This window comes from Dyadobacter sp. 22481, assembly GCF_052044875.1.
GTDB classification, from domain to species: domain Bacteria; phylum Bacteroidota; class Bacteroidia; order Cytophagales; family Spirosomataceae; genus Dyadobacter; species Dyadobacter endophyticus.
Window position 1 is genome coordinate 111,956 of sequence record NZ_JBQENV010000003.1, and the last position, 17,192, is coordinate 129,147.

General features: G+C 50.3%; 18 protein-coding genes. 9 read left to right on the plus strand and 9 right to left on the minus strand.

The window, feature by feature from the left end; genetic code table 11:
- Positions 1 to 47 precede the first annotated feature (47 nt).
- Genes ACTJJJ_RS19465 through ACTJJJ_RS19490 form a run of 6 tightly spaced genes read left to right on the plus strand, consistent with a single transcriptional unit; the run spans position 48 to position 5,067 of the window.
- Positions 48 to 947, plus strand: a complete 900-nt coding sequence (locus tag ACTJJJ_RS19465) for a MerR family transcriptional regulator (protein ID WP_426295419.1) — start codon at positions 48 to 50, stop codon at positions 945 to 947.
- The gene (locus tag ACTJJJ_RS19470; RefSeq protein ID WP_440702709.1) at positions 925 to 2,430 is read left to right on the plus strand and encodes a phytoene desaturase family protein; all 1,506 of its coding nucleotides are present in this window, start codon (positions 925 to 927) and stop codon (positions 2,428 to 2,430) included. The genes ACTJJJ_RS19465 and ACTJJJ_RS19470 overlap by 23 nt, the downstream gene beginning before the upstream one ends.
- Before the next feature lie 3 nt (positions 2,431 to 2,433).
- Positions 2,434 to 3,270, plus strand: coding sequence for a phytoene/squalene synthase family protein (locus ACTJJJ_RS19475; RefSeq protein WP_188938105.1), 837 nt, complete (start codon positions 2,434 to 2,436; stop codon positions 3,268 to 3,270).
- A gap of 60 nt (positions 3,271 to 3,330) precedes the next feature.
- On the plus strand, positions 3,331 to 3,846 hold the full coding sequence (gene idi, locus ACTJJJ_RS19480; RefSeq protein ID WP_440702710.1) for an isopentenyl-diphosphate Delta-isomerase: 516 nt from the start codon (positions 3,331 to 3,333) through the stop codon (positions 3,844 to 3,846).
- Positions 3,847 to 3,874: 28 nt separating this feature from the next.
- On the plus strand, positions 3,875 to 4,348 hold the full coding sequence (locus ACTJJJ_RS19485) for a sterol desaturase family protein (RefSeq protein WP_188938099.1): 474 nt from the start codon (positions 3,875 to 3,877) through the stop codon (positions 4,346 to 4,348).
- Positions 4,345 to 5,067 (plus strand): lycopene cyclase domain-containing protein, encoded by a 723-nt coding sequence (locus ACTJJJ_RS19490; RefSeq protein WP_440702711.1) that lies wholly within the window; start codon positions 4,345 to 4,347, stop codon positions 5,065 to 5,067. Before ACTJJJ_RS19485 ends, ACTJJJ_RS19490 begins: the two co-directional genes overlap by 4 nt.
- Here the strand turns inward: ACTJJJ_RS19490 and ACTJJJ_RS19495 are convergent.
- Genes ACTJJJ_RS19495 through ACTJJJ_RS19520 form a run of 6 tightly spaced genes read right to left on the minus strand, consistent with a single transcriptional unit; the run spans position 5,041 to position 12,479 of the window.
- On the minus strand, positions 5,041 to 6,180 hold the full coding sequence (locus tag ACTJJJ_RS19495; protein WP_440702712.1) for an NAD(P)/FAD-dependent oxidoreductase: 1,140 nt from the start codon (positions 6,178 to 6,180) through the stop codon (positions 5,041 to 5,043). The two genes, ACTJJJ_RS19490 and ACTJJJ_RS19495, sit on opposite strands and share 27 nt — an antisense overlap.
- The gene (locus ACTJJJ_RS19500; protein ID WP_440702713.1) at positions 6,164 to 6,859 is read right to left on the minus strand and encodes a methyltransferase domain-containing protein; all 696 of its coding nucleotides are present in this window, start codon (positions 6,857 to 6,859) and stop codon (positions 6,164 to 6,166) included. The genes ACTJJJ_RS19495 and ACTJJJ_RS19500 overlap by 17 nt, the downstream gene beginning before the upstream one ends.
- Positions 6,846 to 8,810 (minus strand): UbiA family prenyltransferase, encoded by a 1,965-nt coding sequence (locus tag ACTJJJ_RS19505; protein WP_440702714.1) that lies wholly within the window; start codon positions 8,808 to 8,810, stop codon positions 6,846 to 6,848. Before ACTJJJ_RS19505 ends, ACTJJJ_RS19500 begins: the two co-directional genes overlap by 14 nt.
- 38 nt (positions 8,811 to 8,848) lie before the next feature.
- Positions 8,849 to 9,649 carry a serine O-acetyltransferase gene (locus ACTJJJ_RS19510; protein WP_426295425.1) on the minus strand — a complete coding sequence of 267 codons (801 nt, stop codon included), beginning with the start codon at positions 9,647 to 9,649 and terminating at the stop codon, positions 8,849 to 8,851.
- Between the two features lie 15 nt (positions 9,650 to 9,664).
- A complete protein-coding gene (locus tag ACTJJJ_RS19515; protein WP_440702715.1) occupies positions 9,665 to 11,575 on the minus strand; it encodes a family 2A encapsulin nanocompartment cargo protein cysteine desulfurase in 1,911 nt (636 codons plus the stop codon).
- On the minus strand, positions 11,559 to 12,479 hold the full coding sequence (locus ACTJJJ_RS19520; protein ID WP_188938078.1) for a family 2A encapsulin nanocompartment shell protein: 921 nt from the start codon (positions 12,477 to 12,479) through the stop codon (positions 11,559 to 11,561). Before ACTJJJ_RS19520 ends, ACTJJJ_RS19515 begins: the two co-directional genes overlap by 17 nt.
- A gap of 400 nt (positions 12,480 to 12,879) precedes the next feature.
- Between ACTJJJ_RS19520 and ACTJJJ_RS19525 the strand changes: the two genes are divergently transcribed.
- Positions 12,880 to 13,329 (plus strand): transposase, encoded by a 450-nt coding sequence (locus ACTJJJ_RS19525; RefSeq protein ID WP_426295427.1) that lies wholly within the window; start codon positions 12,880 to 12,882, stop codon positions 13,327 to 13,329.
- Between the two features lie 6 nt (positions 13,330 to 13,335).
- Here ACTJJJ_RS19525 and ACTJJJ_RS19530 read toward each other — a convergent pair whose 3' ends face one another.
- The 3 genes from ACTJJJ_RS19530 to ACTJJJ_RS19540 form a co-directional block, all read right to left on the minus strand.
- Positions 13,336 to 13,770: a hypothetical protein gene (locus ACTJJJ_RS19530; protein WP_440702716.1), complete on the minus strand. Its 435-nt coding sequence runs from the start codon at positions 13,768 to 13,770 to the stop codon at positions 13,336 to 13,338.
- Between the two features lie 112 nt (positions 13,771 to 13,882).
- A complete protein-coding gene (locus tag ACTJJJ_RS19535; protein WP_440702717.1) occupies positions 13,883 to 14,335 on the minus strand; it encodes a hypothetical protein in 453 nt (150 codons plus the stop codon).
- Between the two features lie 109 nt (positions 14,336 to 14,444).
- Positions 14,445 to 15,554, minus strand: a complete 1,110-nt coding sequence (locus tag ACTJJJ_RS19540) for a glycoside hydrolase family 26 protein (protein WP_440702718.1) — start codon at positions 15,552 to 15,554, stop codon at positions 14,445 to 14,447.
- Positions 15,555 to 15,759: 205 nt separating this feature from the next.
- Here ACTJJJ_RS19540 and ACTJJJ_RS19545 point away from each other — a divergent pair, with 205 nt between their 5' ends.
- Positions 15,760 to 16,236 carry an Lrp/AsnC family transcriptional regulator gene (locus ACTJJJ_RS19545; RefSeq protein WP_188938071.1) on the plus strand — a complete coding sequence of 159 codons (477 nt, stop codon included), beginning with the start codon at positions 15,760 to 15,762 and terminating at the stop codon, positions 16,234 to 16,236.
- Between the two features lie 7 nt (positions 16,237 to 16,243).
- Positions 16,244 to 17,191 (plus strand): EamA family transporter, encoded by a 948-nt coding sequence (locus tag ACTJJJ_RS19550; protein ID WP_188938068.1) that lies wholly within the window; start codon positions 16,244 to 16,246, stop codon positions 17,189 to 17,191.
- Position 17,192: the final 1 nt, after the last annotated feature.

Consider the following 17,192-nt stretch of genomic DNA (forward strand, 5'->3'; position numbering starts at 1 on the left):
ACAAATAAATTTTGTTTAACTATTTTTGAAAAACATTAAACAAAAATATGTCTACCTATTCCATTCGGGACCTCGAACGCATTGCCAGCACCAGGGCGCACACAATCCGCATCTGGGAGCAACGGTACGGCCTCCTCGAACCCGAACGTACGGACACTAATATCCGGTTTTACAATGACGAACACGTCAAAAAACTCCTGAACGTGTGCACGTTACTAAACAGGGGCATGAAGATTTCACATATCAGCCAGCTCAGCAATGCACAGATACACAGTGAGATCGACCGGATTATTTCCGAATTGCAGCAGACAGACGAGCATATTGAAGCGTGGATCAATCAGGCGGTGATCGCTATTGCCGCCTACGACGCGCAGACCTTTCACAAACTCTTCTCCGATGCCGTCCATCGGCTGGGACTGATCGCTGTCTATGAAAAGATCCTTTACCCGCTGCTCGTCAGAACGGGCCTGATGTGGACGAAGGATGCACTTTTGCCGGCTCAGGAACATTTCTTGTCGAACCTGATCCGCCAGAAGTTGTTCAGTGCAATCGATGCATTGCCGCTAGCTGAAACCAGCGACCAGAAATGGCTGCTCTTTCTGCATGAGGGCGAAGAGCATGAAATCGGGCTTCTCTTCGCCTATTACCTGCTCCTGCGCACGGGCAAGCGTGCCGTGTACCTGGGCGCCCGCGTCCCTTACCCCGATCTCCAGGCCGTGGCCCACGACACTGCACCGACGCACATTTACACTTTTTTCGTAAGCAATCAACCTCAAAATCAGGCACCGGAACTACTCGGCCAGCTTGCAGAAGATTTTCCCAATTGCCGGATCTGTTTTTCCGGCGGCGTCGAAAGCCCGCCGAATGAACCCAGGATCAGTCAAATCGAATCCATAGAACAACTGTTTGAAACCATCGGAACGGATGCAGCACACACGACCCCATAATCCGACGCGCAAGAAGTCCGTCGGCGTCATTGGTGCGGGCTTTGCGGGCATGGCTGCCGGTGCCATTCTGGCCGAAAGTGGCCACGACGTCACGATTTTCGAAAAGAATGACACCATTGGCGGCAGGGCGCGCACGTTTTCAGAACAGGGTTTCACGTTTGACATGGGGCCTAGTTGGTACTGGATGCCCGATGTGTACGAGCGCTTTTTCGAACGGTTCGGTTATGGCGTTCCCGATTTGTACCAGCTAAAACAGCTCGACCCGGGATTTGCGGTCGCATTTCCCGACGACGAATCGATAGACGTTCCGGCCGATTTCGACCAGCTATGCGAGCTATTCGAAAAAATAGAAACAGGCGCGGCCGACCAACTGCGAAAATTCATCGCCGACGGAGAGTTCAAATACCGCGTCGGAATGGATGATATGGTTTATAAACCTGGCCATTCCATCACCGAGTTTATGAGCCCTCGTCTCTTAGGCCAGGCATTGCAATTACAGCTTTTCAGTTCGTTCAGCAAGCATGCGCGGCGGTTTTTCAAAGATCCAAGATTGCTCGCGCTGATGGAGTTTCCAGTCCTGTTCCTGGGGGCAATGCCTAAGAACACACCTGCATTATACAGTCTGATGAATTATTCAGGGCTGAAACAAGGCACTTTTTATCCGATGGGCGGTTTCGGGAAAGTGGCGGATAGCTTTCAGGATGTTGCCCTGCGAGCGGGCGTGCAGTTCCGCACCTCCGAGGCGGTAGAAAAATTGGAAACATCGAACGGTCGCTTGCGATACATACACTCGACCTCCCATTCAACGGCGGCAGACGTAGTCGTTGGCAGCGCCGATTACCAGCATATCGAGCATGCATTACTTTCCCCGCAAGACCGGCATTACAAGGATAGCTATTGGGCAGAGCGGACATTTGCCCCGTCCTGCCTGCTGTTTTACCTGGGGGTCGACAAGCGCATTACCCGATTGCGGCATCATAATTTGTTCTTCGACCAGGATTTCGGGCTGCACGCTACGGAGATTTATGAGGAAAAGAAATGGCCGACTGCACCGCTGTTCTACGTCTGCTGCCCGTCGGTCACCGACCCATCGGTAGCGCCGGAAGGCCATGAAAACCTTTTCGTTCTGATGCCCATCGCCACCGGTCTGCCCGATCCGGAGCCGATCCGAGAGCACTATTATCAGTTGCTGATGGACCGCCTCGAAAAGTTTGCCGGCGAAACAATCCGTGACCGGGTGGTTTTGAAAAGAAGTTATTGTGTTTCCGATTTCAAGAACGACTACAATGCCTACCAGGGCAATGCCTACGGACTGGCTAATACACTTCGGCAAACGGCGATCTTCAAACCTAAAATGAGAAGCCCGAGCGTCGGCAACCTGTTTTTCGCCGGGCAGCTCACCGTTCCGGGTCCTGGCGTGCCCCCCGCGATCATATCCGGCACGATTGCCGCCCAGGAAGTTCTCAAATACCTAAACAGCTAAGTTATGAAGAGCCTTTTCGATGAGTTATCGGCATCGTGCAGCAAGAAAACCACGCAATTGTACAGCACCTCGTTTTCACTGGGCATCTATTTTCTGAAACCGGCATTGCATAGGGCCATTTACGGGATTTACGGATTTGTACGGCTCGCAGACGAGATCGTGGACAGCTTTCACGGGTACGACCAGCAGGTAATGATGGCGCGAATCCGCAAGGAAACGCGGGACGCCATTCGCGAGCGGATCAGCATTAACCCCATATTGAACAGCTTCCAGCATGTGGTGCATACCTACCGGATCGAATGGGAGCTTATAGACACGTTTTTGAAGAGCATGGAAATGGATTTGCTCAAAAAGGAACACACGCAGGACTCCTATCAGGAATATGTGCTCGGCTCGGCAGAGGTGGTGGGCCTGATGTGCCTGCGTGTTTTTACGGAAAATGATACTGCATTGTACGATTCATTAAAACCATATGCCATGAAACTCGGCGCCGCTTTTCAGAAAGTAAACTTCCTGCGCGACCTGAGAGCCGATTATCAGACGCTCGGCCGGACTTATTTCCCGGGTGTAAACTTCAATCATTTTTCCTATGCCGACAAGGTGAAGATCCAGCAGGAGATCGAGGCGGATTTCGAAGACGCACTCACGGGCATCCGCCGCCTGCCCGCGAGCTCGCGGAGAGGGGTGTACCTGGCCTATTATTATTACAAAAAATTGTTTTTAAGAATCAAAGAGACGCCTCCGGAAAAAGTGATGGATGCGCGAATACGAATTCCGGATATCGATAAGTTCGGGCTGATGTTTAGGTCGTTGCTGAGGCACCAGTTTGACCTTTTATGACGTTTTTGTGTTGTAGGGGAAGAATCCACCCACCATGCAAAACCTGAAACCCACCATCCTATGAACGACCAAGTTGTGCTTGTAACGGAAAACGACGAAGCCATTGGCCTGATGCCCAAGCTGGAAGCCCATGAGAAAGGCGTGCTACACCGCGCATTTTCGGTATTTATTTTTAATTCAAAAGACGAAATGCTGCTGCAAAGGCGGGCATTCGGCAAGTATCACTCGGAGGGCTTGTGGTCCAATACCTGTTGCAGCCACCCGCTACCGGACGAACCCGTGCACGACGGCGCTGTGCGACGCCTGCGCGAGGAAATGGGCATCGTAACGGACCTTGAATTTTTGTACACCTTTCAATACCGCGCCGATCTGGAAAACGGACTGACAGAGAACGAGCTCGACCATGTGTTTTACGGCGTTACGGATGACGTACCTAACATAAACACGGCCGAAGCCAGCGAGTTTAAATACCTGACAATACCCGAAATACAAGCCGATATAGCGCAAAACCCGCATGCCTATACCGAATGGTTCAAGATCTGCATGCCGGTGATCGTGCACAGAATCGAAAGCTGACCGAACGGAACATTTCAACAACAGCAGGATGCTACATTGGATACCCGACGTTCTGATTACCCTGGCTGCATTCGTGGCCATGGAATGCGTGGCCTGGCTGGCGCATAAATACCTGATGCACGGACTATTATGGTCGTTGCACCACGACCACCACCAGCGCGACGACAGTGACTTTTTTGAGAAGAATGATTACTTCTTCGTGATCTTCGCCACGCCCGGCATTACTTGCCTCTGGCTCGGGCTGGACGCGGGTTTCAATTACCTCTTCTGGATCGGGCTGGGCATTACCATTTACGGATTCACCTATTTTCTCGTCCACGATGTGTTCATCCACCAGCGGTTCAAGATTTTCAGGAACAGCGAGTCGATTTACCTGAAAGCCATCCGCCGGGCGCATAAAATGCACCATAAACACCTCGGTAAGCACGGCGGCGAATGCTTCGGGATGCTGTGGGTACCGCTCAGATATTTCCGCGAAGCCCAAAAAGCGACCGCCAAATGAAACTGCTTTACCTTTTGGTCGACCTGGGTGCTATTTCCGTGCCGCTCCTCGCCTCTTTCCACCCCAAAATCCGGCTGTACAAACATTGGAAGGCATTGTGGCCGGCCATATTGATTTCGTCGGTCCCGTTTATCGTTTGGGACAGCTATTTTACCAGGATCGGCGTCTGGGGCTTTACGCCAGAATATATCACCGGCGTCGGGCTGTTCGGTTTGCCGATTGAGGAGCTGTTGTTTTTCATTTGCATTCCGTATGCCTGCATGTTTACCTACTACTGTTTCAGGCTGTGGAAGGGGCATTTGCATTTAAAAGCGGAGCAAATTGTTACCTGGATTTTTATTGGTCTTTGCCTGATTCTCGGCCTTGCAGGCGCCGGCCGCTACTATACCTCGTCCGCAATGAGCTGGCTGGCCATTTTTCTGATCTATTTAAAATGGCAAGCCAAACCGAAATGGCTCGGGTTGTTCTATTATTCGCACCAGTTCCTGCTTATTCCGTTCGTGATTGTCAATGGTATCCTTACCGGCACGGGCCCGGAAAAGCCGGTTGTATGGTATAATAATGCGGAAAATCTTGGCGTCCGCTTCCTCACTATTCCCATTGAAGATGTTTTCTACGGAATGCTGCTATTGCTCCTGAATGCATTTCTCTTCGAGGTTTTCCTCCAAAAATCGGAGGCCCGGCAGTCGGCCTCAGAAAATCTCCCCGTGCGTAAGTGAAACCAGCTTTGAAGTAAGCCAGGGGGATTTATCAAGGAATTTTAATGCAAAATCGGTCGTGCGGCTTTTACCAAAAAGCTTTTGCAGATGATAACCGGCTTTGATTCGCGTTCCGAATGCGGCATTCCACACGCGCTGATAGTTCTGCAAAGCCGATTCATGCGTTTGTTTTGCATTAAATAGCAAAATCAGCTGCCCGGCAAGCAGCTTGGAAGCCCTCATTCCCATGCTCATGCCATTACCACAAAGCGGCGTAATGGAGCCAGCCGCATCGCCTAGGAGGAAAATGCCATTTGAATCGGTTTGTTTTTTGCTGAACTGCACATTACTGATCACCAGTGGCTGCGCATTTACAAAGTCGGAATTTTTAAAGTAGTGTTTCAAAAATGGGTTTTGAAATAAAACTGCTTCCTCCATTTGCTTTACGTCCTTACCATTTTCAATCAGATTCCGGGCGGTGGTGAGATAGCAGAGACAATACCAGTCACGATCCACCTTGGAAATACCGCAGTAGCCGTCGTTAAAATTGTGCAGTTCAATTCGGTTGGCCGGAAAATCGGTTTTGATATGGTATTTAACACCAATATAATTCCGGCTAACAGCATCTGGCGCATTGCTTTCGTCAAGATGGATAAATTGCGGAGCGTATTTGCCGTAGCTTCCACAAACTATTTTTGAAGTAAAATCGCCCCGGGATGTACGGATTTGGAAAACGTCCCCGGCATTCCTCTGCACATCCGTAACGCGGCATTCCTGCACGACGCGCACGCCCTTGCGCGAGGCTATTTCAAAAAGGTGATGATCGAGACTGTACCGGCTGATCCCAAAGCCACCCATTCCGAGATGATGATTTAACATAAAACCGCGATCGGAACTAATGCCCAGGCTATCTATTCTAGGCAATGCGAGTTTACCCGGCGACAGCCCCAGACTTTCCAAAAACGGCCAGCTTTCCATCGAAATGTACTCCCCGCAGACTTTATGGAAAGGGTATTTACCTTTTTCAAACACCACCACCGAAATATCCTTGTCCGCCAACTGAATGGCCAGGCAAAGCCCCGCCAGCCCGCCGCCGACGATCGCGCATTCAAAATGTTCAGTCCGCGTTTCCATAAACGATTACCTCATGCCTGAACGCCCATTTGTTACGCACGGAAAACCGAGTGGCTCCCGACTGTTTCAATATATCGATCCATTCTTTCTTCTTAAAACTTCTTAAAACTGAAAGCGGCGCGTCGTTTTTTACGAGGTATGATTTTGAAAAAAGACCTGTCAAAATTTTGATCGAATAGTGCGCCACTGCATTTCGTTCCAGGTCGTTGATAACCAGAACCGCCCTGTTGCTCAAAGCAAATTGCACCAGTTCTTTGAGATCGTCATGGGTAAGGTGGTGGCAAAAGAGGCAGGCATGGATAATATCGACTTGGGGTAAATGCCGGTAGGTATTCCGGTAATCGTCGCAAATGAGGCTTACGCCGCTGCTTTCAAGATTTTCTTCGGCATAGGCAATGCAATCGGGTTTCAGGTCGACGCCGTACAGGTCGAGGTCGAAGCCTGCCTTTTTGTTCCAGGTCGCAATGCGTTTGAGGGTATCCCCGCCTCCACAGCCAATATCGACAAGTACATATCGCCTGCCTTTTTGCAGCACGCGCTTTAAAGCTGCGAACGAAATAGCGTAGCCGCCCAGCCAGTGGTTGATAAAATCGAGTTCGCGAAGGTTTTGAAAAAGATCCGCCGAAGGAATGTCGTCCTTGTCGAGCAGCTCCTTTTGCAGGCTCCTATGCCTGAACATAACGCAACTGCATGGTTTCGATGCTTAGCCCCGGACCGAATGCGGCCGTAAAAATGCGGTTGTCGAGGTGTTCGGGCTTGGCTTTTTCGAGCACCTCTTTCAGGACAAACAGCACAGTAGGCGACGACATATTTCCATAATTTTTGAGCACATCATAAGTAGGGCCCAGCAGACATTTGTCCAGTTCCAATGCCGCCGCGAAGTCGTCCACAATCCGCTTCCCGCCGGGATGTACCGCCCAATGCTTGTAATCTTCCGGTTTCAGGCCCACCGCTTTCAGCATCGGCCCGATGTTCTCCCGGATCAGATCGGGCACATACGACGATAAGTTCATGATAAAACCCGTCTCCGAAAGCTGCCAGGCCATATCGGAATAGCCATTATGCAACACCATCGAATTGAAACCGTCGATCTTCACGGCATGTAAATAGCGGTCGTCGGGCCGGGAGGATACCAGCAAAGCAGCCGCGCCATCGCCGAAAAGCATATTGGAAAGCAGGTAATCGTCATTGTACCGCTTCTGGAAATGGATCGAGCAGAGTTCCGTACAAACGACCAGTACCTTTGCGTTCGCATGGCTCTTACAGATCGCGTCGGCATTTTTCAATGCTAAAATCGCCGCATTGCAACCCATAAAATTGACACTGCTTCGCTCGATGGCCGGATTTAGCTTCAACTCACGCATAAGCTCCACATCCAGCCCGGGCGCGAACAGTCCCGTGCAGGTGACGGTGATCAAATGCGTAATGTGATTCTTACTAGTTTCAAAACCGGGAATTTGTTCGATCGCCTTCCTCGAAAGGGCCGTTGCGTGCTTTTGATAAAGCCGCATCCGCTCAGAAAGCGTTGGTTCGGGCATTAATGCGGCATTCCGGTTGAAAAACTCAAATTCCTCGGGGTTTTTATCAAAATCGGAGATTACAGAGTAGCGTTTGTCGATGCCTGTTTTGCTGGCGACGATCCGGATCTTGCGGCGGGTATTCAGGTCGTCCGTCGACCGCAGGTAGAAATCGGTGAGCGTTTCCTGTGCATAACCATATTCGGGAACGGCTGTTTCAATAGAGGATAGATAACTCAATGGAATTCTGTTGATAATAATTAAAATGATGAAACAACTATTCATGCAAATCGCCGCTACCCAGTTCATCCGCATCGTATTCCGGAAATTGGCCTGCCGGTGATCTTTCCAAACGAGCGAAAACCATATTCCGAACCAGGCCACGATGGGGATAAAGAACACCTGGATGATGTAAAAAATCATTCCCAGCTCCCTGGTCGTAAAGTACAAATAATAAAACACATTGCAGAGCACAAACATGGCCGCCGTGAAGGCAAATGTGCCAATATAGCCCAATTTGTAGCTCAAAGTAACGACGCCGTCGCGCAGGTCCTGCTCGTGCTGGTACACCTGCGTGAGCGGATATGCCCCCGCGATCTGGAAAGAGCAGCCTAGTAAAACGAAGATATTCGCCGTATCGAGCCGTAACGCGCCGCCCGAAATTCCTGCTATCGACATATAATAGGTAAACGCCCCCTGAAAAATCACAACGGTTAGAAAACCCATGACCGGATACTTTTTCAGCCTGATCTGCCGTGAACTATACGCGCGCGACGCTCCGATATAAAGTACGAGGCAAAACGCGAACAACGTATTTACGAAAACCAGCGCCAGAACGGTTGCGGCGACATCCAAAAAAATTGTAAGGTAAAAGAGGCTCCTGGTGGGAAGCGGCGGTTTTTCCAGCCCGCCTATGCTACCCTCATCGCGGTCGACATAGCTATTGTAGCCATTACTGGCAGGGTAAACGAGGAAATGGATGATCAGAAAGCTCCATAAAGCCTGCCTATGCACCACCGTCTCGGCCTGGCTGTACGCAAACAGGAACAGCGGCGCAAGGAGAAATGAGAATGGGATTCTCAGGAGTTTGATGGTATTGCGGTCGATGGGCATGGAGCAATTTATGCAAAAAAGCAATATGACCGCTGACGTCACCCGTCCTCCCGGGTCGTAATCCGCAGCTGATGCGTATTAAACACCTGGGAATTGGGCGCTACGCTTTTGGTGAGGAAAACACTGCCTCCTATGACGCTGTTTTCGCCAATGACGGTGTCGCCTCCCAGGATGGTTGTCCGTGCGTAAATAATGACGTTATCGCCTACTGTCGGGTGACGTTTTGTATTGTAAAGCTCTTTGGCTACCTGCAATGCACCGAGAGTCACGCCCTGGTAAATGCTCACATTCCTTCCGATCACCGACGTAGCGCCTATCACAATGCCGGTCCCGTGGTCGATCATGAATGGCACGCCGATGGTCGCTTCGGGATGAATATCGACGCCCGTTTTTCCGTGTGCATATTCCGTGAGAATGCGCGGCAGCACCGGAATTTGCAGCACGCTCAGGTAGTTAGCAATGCGGTAAACGGCAATCGCGTAAAACCCGGGGTACGAAACAATCACTTCATTGACACTGGTAGCTGCCGGATCGTATTCATGGATTTTGCTGGCATCGAGCCGCAGGTTTTTGTAAATCGTTTCCAGCTCGTCGTAAAAGGAGGCCACTTTTTGCTCGATCGCTATCTTTTTGGGATCCAGGTAACTCAGCAGGATATTTTCAAGATCAATCTGCGTTTTCTTCAAAATACCCTCATAAGAGGTCTTTTTGGGCAAATTATTGCTGGGAAAAAGAAAGTGGATCAGGTCGTCGAGCCAGGCTGTGGCATCATGCCAGGAGGGAGTCGCCTCCCACTCGGCGTGATGTGTTTTTTTAAGAAGATCTATGAGTGATGACATGCGTTATTGCGAAAACTATGCTCTGCGGCCCCTGCCGCTTACCGCGAGCCGGTGCAGCGTAGCTACCAGCACGTCCACCTCCTCACAGGTATTATAAAATGCGAGGGAAGGCCGCACGGTCGTTTCGAGACCGAACCTTCTCAGGATGGGTTGTGCGCAGTGGTGGCCCGAGCGTACGGCGATTCCTTCTTTATTGAGCGCGGCACCTACTTCTTCGGTTTTATAACCATCCAGAACAAATGATAATACAGACGCTTTTTCCTTGGCAGTACCAATCAGCCTCAGTCCCGGAACATTCTTCATGAGGCCGGTTGCGTATTCCAGCAGGAAATGCTCGTACATATGAATGTTTTCGATACCCAGCTGGTTCACATAATCCAATGCCGCACCCAAGCCGACCGCATCTGCAATATTTCCGGTACCCGCTTCGAACCGAGAGGGCGCATTATGGTATTGAATATGCTCGAATGTCACATCGACGATCATATTGCCTCCGCCCTGCCAGGGCTGCGTTGCATTCAGAATATCCTCTTTACCATATAATGCACCAATACCCGTCGGGCCAAACACCTTGTGGCCGGAGAATACAAACCAGTCGCAATTGAGCGCCGTAACATCGGTGCGCAAATGCGAAACGGATTGTGCGCCGTCGAGCAGCACCTTGGCCCCGGCGGCATGCGCCATTTCAATGATTTGCTTCGCGGGCGTTACGGTACCCAATGCATTCGAAACCTGCGTAAAGGAAACGAGTTTGGTTTTCGGGTTCAATAATCCTGCATAGGCATCGAGCAGGATCTGGCCATCGTCGTCTACGGGGATCACCCGCAGTACCAGTCCTTTTTTGTCTGCTAATTGCTTCCAGGGGACGATATTAGCATGGTGTTCGAGGTGGCTTAGGATGATTTCATCGCCTGCGTTCAGATTCTGGTCGCCCCAGGTCTTGGCAACGAGGTTGATCGCTTCCGTTGTCCCGCGCACAAAAATGATTTCGTTTACCGATCCTGCGTTCAAAAACCCCCGCACCTTCTCACGTGCGCCTTCGTAGGCATCCGTAGCGCGGGCAGCAAGTTCGTGCGCGGCGCGATGGATGTTGGAATTTTCGTGTTCGTAGAAATAGCTGATCCGGTCGATTACCTGCCTCGGCTTCTGGGTTGTGGCCGCATTATCGAACCAGATAAGCGGCTTGCCATTCACGCGTTCCTTCAATACGGGAAAATCGTTGCGGACACGGTTTACATCGAATGGTATCCTGCCAGCCGGGCTTTGCAGAACCTGGCCAAGCTGGTCGCGATCCTTACCTACATGGATATTATCGAGCGAAAAAGGTGAAAAGCTGTGCGGTATAAAATTCGAAACGCCCGGGATATGCGGCTTTTCAGTTAAATTTTCATTGAGAAAATAAAATGACGGCAGCGACGGCGAAGCCCCGGAAAAAGGCGGTTGCGCAGGGCTTCCGAAATTGGGTAGCCTGGTGAGTACATCCGACAGGTCGTGTTGCGTATCGAACTGATAGGGCAACGTAGGATTGGTTTGCCCTGGGGCTTGCGTATTTCCTGGCGATATGCCTACTCCGGCAGCCGACGGCGGCACGTGGCCGTCGGTAAAATGCGGGTCGGGCAAACTCGTTTGCGGCTCGTTCAGATCGAAATCCTGATGCGAGCGCGAATGCCCGGGTTGGGTCCCGGGGAAGAACCCGCGGTCAAATCCGGGAGCGAGCTCCTGGTGGATGATACCAAGCATCTTTTGTGCCCTCGGGTGGTCTTCGAGGTTCGGGGAGAATACGGGAGACGGCATTTCGCCCGGCAATGCCTTGAAAAGCTCGTTGGCGAGCCGCTCCAAAGCGCCGGCATCAGGCAAACGGCCCGAAGAACCGTCTGGGAAACCGTTTGGAATGCCATCTGGCAATCCGTCAATATTTGTACTCATGGTAGTTACCGATTTCTACATTCTCCAACACCGCAATCGCATCATCCACCAACACGGCCAATGAGCAGTAAAGCGACACCAGGTACGAGGCGATCGCCTTGTCGTTGATGCCCATAAAGCGGACAGAAAGCCCCGGAGACTGCTCACCCGGCAGGCCCGGCTGGTACAACCCTACAACCCCCTGGCGGCTTTCGCCTGTCCGGAGCAAGAGAATTTTGGTTTTGCCGTCTTCAATGGGCACTTTATCGGAGGGAATCAGTGGAATGCCCCGCCATGTAATGAATTGAGAACCGAAGAGCGAGATCGTCGGAGGTGGAACGCCTTTGCGCGTACATTCGCGCCCGAATGCGGCGATGGCTTTCGGGTGCAACAGGAAGAACCCCGGCTCTTTCCATACTTTGGTCAGAAGCTCGTCGAGGTCGTCCGGCGTCGGCGGACCGAGGCGGGTTGAAATCTTCTGTTTATCGGCAATGCTTGAAAGCAGGCCATATTCGCCGTTATTGATCAGCTCGCTTTCCTGGCGTTCTTTAATGCTCTCGATGGTCAGGCGCAGCTGCTCGCTGATCTGGTTGTAAGGCTTGCTGTACAAATCCGATACGCGGGTGTGCACATCGAGCACGGTATTGACGGCCGTCAGGTTGTACTCGCGTGGGTTTTCGACGTAGTCTATAAAGGTATGCGGCAGTTCGCGTTCATCGCGGCGGGAACAATCTACTTCTGCGGTGCTTCCTTCTTTTACCTTGTTCAGACGATACACGCCGGATTCTACCGGGATCCAGTTCAGCAAATGTGTGAGCCAGCGCGGAGTAATCGCCTCGAACTGAGGGACCGTACGGGTTGCGATCGCCAACTGCCGTGCTGCCACGTCACCCAGGGCAGTTTGATTTTGGTTTAACTTGGCCATTCTGTATTTGATTATTAATGAGAAACGAGCTGCATTGCGCTGCCAGGCATTGCCGGGCAGCGGCCGGATTAACGATCACAAACATACGTGAACTATAAATCAGGCATTTAAAGAACCACAGAACCTGCCACCAGCCCTTTGCAAGCCCATTTCTCAAACCGGCCGGCACCCGTAGATTGTACCAATATAGTGTTTTCATTTATCAAATACCAGAAATAAAATTCGTCGATAAAGCACCTATGCCGATTAAAATTTGGCATATTTCCCTATCGTTTTAATAGAATTCGTGGATTGATCGATTTGGTAGCGTACCACTAAAAATATTCTATATAAATTCGATAGACTATATATTATATTATCTTTTTTCTTAGCTTTGGACATCTCAATCTATCATTTCAATATGCAAGCGGGCAATCTGATCGATATTTACAAAAACGAAACCATCGCAACGGAGGCATTCAAGGATTTCAGGTTAAGGCGTGGGATCATTTGCAAAAAATGCGGCGGCACACATCATTACTGGCTCGCCCCGAAGCAGCAGTTCCAATGCAAGCAATGCCGGTTCCGCACTACTTTGCAAAGCGGCACCGTACTCGAAGGCAGTAAGCTTCCGATCTCCTACTTTTTTATTGCGGTATATATGATCCTGAAAAAGGGCAATGCATTCACGATCCAGGATTTTCAGGAGGAAACCGGGCACAAATACTACGAGCCGCTTTACGATTTTGTCCGGAAGGTACGTACCTACCTAAACGCCAATGATCCGAACACGGTGCTGATTGATCTGGTGGAGTTGTTCAACTACCATTTGGTCAGCAGGAAATTTCAGGGACGCGTGGTGCAGGAGTGAAAGGGCTTAGAAAATCATCTTTTGGCCTTTTTCCGCATACTGGACGGTACCGTCTTTGAATTTTGCATAGGCTCGGCAGGAAATACAAGTTGTACCAACAGGATAGCCAATCTTTACTTCTTGCCTTACTCCGCCAACTTTTGCGGGTTCAGTAAACACGACCTTTTTATCCGTGATAAGCGGATCTTTGGCGATTTCGATACTGTCAATGACGTAGACAATGCCATACTCTTCAATGGGTTTGCTACCCAAGTCATCGATAACTATTCCAAAACTTTCTATCACACCACCCAATGGCAAAAACACCACCGGCCCTGTTTCGAACGCGAGCGGTTTCGGGTCAGCCTTGTCGGCTTCGCATGAGGTTATGCCGACAAGCAGCAGGACAGCCCCAAGGGTGGCGAGCAGGTTCTTTTTGAATGTGTTGCTTGTTGTTTTCATAATTGCCTTTGTTTTCGGCAATTATAAGAAGGCGAACAAACCCATTTCAAAGAATCCACCAAGCGGCAATCGCGGAATGATCCAACGGCTCCCGGAGTGGGGTTACCCAAGATTAGTAAGTTTTATTAATCCGGTTAGGTGCGTAGCGCACCTCGCCGCCAACCACTTTCGCGTAGGCGCGATAGGATAATGCATGCATACCGGTGGGAAGACTGATGTTGAAAGTTTCTGTATTGGCTCCTATCCTTGGGGCATTCTTGAACTTTGCCGTAGGATATGAACTGCCGATAACAAGGTTCACTGCGGTAGTATCGGGCAAAAATGCATACACAATGCCGTACTCCTCGATCGGCACATTTCCCAGGCTTTTGTAATTGAGGTAGAAATTTTCTACCACCCCGCCTGACGCGCTAAAAGTGGCCGTACCAGTCTGTATTTCAGGAAGCAACCTGTCCGGCGCTGGCGTGGGGTTGTACTTCGGAGCGCAGGACGCAACGAACATCATAAGCGCGCCGATCAATGGTAAAAGGTTTCTGCGGCGGGTAAGTTTGTGGATGAAAGTCATAAATCTTTTTCAGCAATTTTATATAAATCTAAATTCCAAAGCTACACTGTGACCGCAAGATAACAGATCAGCTCTCAGCCGGCACCCGCTTATTTATCGAACAACGCATTTATTTATACACTTCCTTCAAATCCTTCTCAAACAGAGTATATGGATCATGGTAAAACTTCACGAAATCGGCTTCGCTGACCTGGCCGCGGAAGGGGGCGTAGTAATGCGTCGGACTTTTAGTATCATTGCGCCATACAAGCACGTAGGCCAGTTGCAATTTCCGGGCTTTTAACGTTTTGAGCAAAGTTTCTGTCCACCACGTCGGATTAGGAATGCTTTCGAGGCCGGTTTCGGTGAATGCCGCCAGCTTTCCGGCCTTTTGTGCGTATTCTGAAACAATTTCCAGCTTTTTCAAACCGGCTTCGAGGTTGTATTTGCCATCGCGGCCGAAGTCGCCGTAATTGTCCATCCCTACCATATCCACCCATTCGTTGCCGGGGTAGCGTTCGAGGAATTCATATTCCGAACTGAATTTATTGTCTGGTGAGAAGGCGTAAATAAAGTTATGCACGCCGAGCTGATCGCGGAGATAGGAAACGGTGAAGCGCCACACCGCGATAAAATCCTCACGCGAAGTATGCCCTTTCCCCCACCAGAACCAGTCGCCATCGAACTCGTGGAATGGCCGAAAGATCATCGGCGCGAGCGTACCGTCCTTCCCTTTCACCGAATGCGCAAAATCGGCTATCGTTTTGAGTATCAGTTTATATTGTTCGTGATGCGAACCGCCTGGTTTGATGAGTGCCATCGCAGGCTTTGAAACCCCGTCTTTCCAGTAAAAACCACCTTCCGAAGCCGGATTGGAGAAATGCCAGGCCACGGTGGTAATGCCTCCCCGGTTGTAAGTATCCACCACATTTTTCCGCAGCAAGGCTACCGTTTTCGCAATTTCCGCCTCCGGCTGTCCCGATAATCCCATGAAATCAATGCCTATGACCGCGGGGTGCGAGCCGGTCACCGTTTTCACATCCGACCGCTCGTGATCGCCCGACCAGCCATGCCCGTACTCCGTCGCATGCTGATGACCGAACAGAATGTATTGCTCGGAAAGGTTTTTCAGGTTGCGGTAGAGCGCGGCAGTCTCCGGCGTTGCTTTCGGATCGATTTGCGCGATAGTCCCGACGGTACAAAACAGTACACTTAACAGGCTCATTACAAGTCTTTTCATCGGTGTATTTGTTCAGGATTTGAGATAATGCAAAGATCAACAATAATCGTATTCCGCACGATCACCATTTATTTTTCGATTATTTCGAATAAAATTCGAAATTTTTAACATTAAGACGAACTTTAATAATGTTTGAATTGTAACTTGTGAACAATATTCAAAATATACCTCATATTCTTGAATATAATTCTAACCTCACTGAATCATGAACGGAACAGACATTGTCCTTGACAAGACCGACCTGAGCATTCTCCGCCTCATGCAAGAGAATGCACGCATGACCAATGCCGACCTCGCACGTGAGCTGGAAATGGCTCCCTCGGCAGTGCTGGAAAGGGTCAAGAAGCTGGAACAAAAACAGGTCATCGTCAAATACACGACACGCATCAATCCGGTGGCGCTGGGTCAAACGCTGCTGGCTTTCATTGCCATGAAATCGTCGGAGGGAATGGGCAGCAACAATACGGCCAAGGAGCTTGCCAAAATACCGGAAGTGCAGGAAGTACACCATATCGCAGGGGAAGATTGCTACATGGTGAAGGTCCGCACGGCCGATTCCGCCTCGCTCATGGATCTGATGCGCAACAAGTTCAGCAAAATACAGAATATCACGTCCACACGCACTACGATCGTGCTTGAAACGGTCAAGGAAGAGCAACAATTAGTCATACCCGTTAAATGAAATCATCATGCAAACATCTGCAAAAGCTCCGTCAACATTAATGGTGGTACTGGCATTCGCCACGGTTTACATCGTTTGGGGATCCACTTATTTCTTTATCCAGAGGGCTTTGGAAGGATTTCCGCCGTTTTTCCTCGGAGCATTTCGTTTTATTATCGCCGGCTTGCTGATGCTGGCGTGGAGCCTTATGCAGGGCGAAAAAGTATTTTCCTGGAAAATAATGAAACCCGCCCTGATTACGGGCTTGTTGCTGCTGTTCGTCGGCAATGGGGTGGTCATCTGGGTTGAGCAATTTCTGCCGAGCGCCATGGTGGCCATTATGATATCGTCATCACCGATTTGGTTTGTACTTTTGGATAAGCCCAAATGGTCGGAAAATTTAAGCAACAAATCCACGATTCTGGGGCTGGTGGTTGGTTTCGCAGGAGTAATACTGCTGTTTTACGAAAAAATAATGGCTACCATGTCGTCGCTGAACAGCGGCCGCGATCTCTTTGCAATGGTATTGGTCGTGGGCGGTTCGATGGCCTGGGCGGGCGGCTCCTTGTATTCCAAATACAACTCTGTTTCCAACTCCGCCACGGTCAACTCGACGTGGCAAATGCTGGCCGCTGGCATCGCGTTTGTTCCCGGCGCATTTTTTTCGGGCGAATTTGCGTCTGTCGATCTCGCCGCCATCCCGCTGAATGCCTGGCTTTCGACCATTTACCTGATCATGTTCGGCTCGATTGCCGCTTTCAGCGCCTATGTGTGGCTGTTGAAAGTGCAGCCCGCTACTAAGGTGAGTACGTATGCCTACGTGAACCCCGTCGTAGCCGTGATGTTAGGCATTTTCTTCGCCCATGAAACCATCACGCCATTACAGATTTCCGGGCTGATCGTGATTTTGGGAAGTGTTCTTTTGATTAATTTGCACAAATACAAAAAGCCTAAGCAGGTGGCCACCACCTACTAAT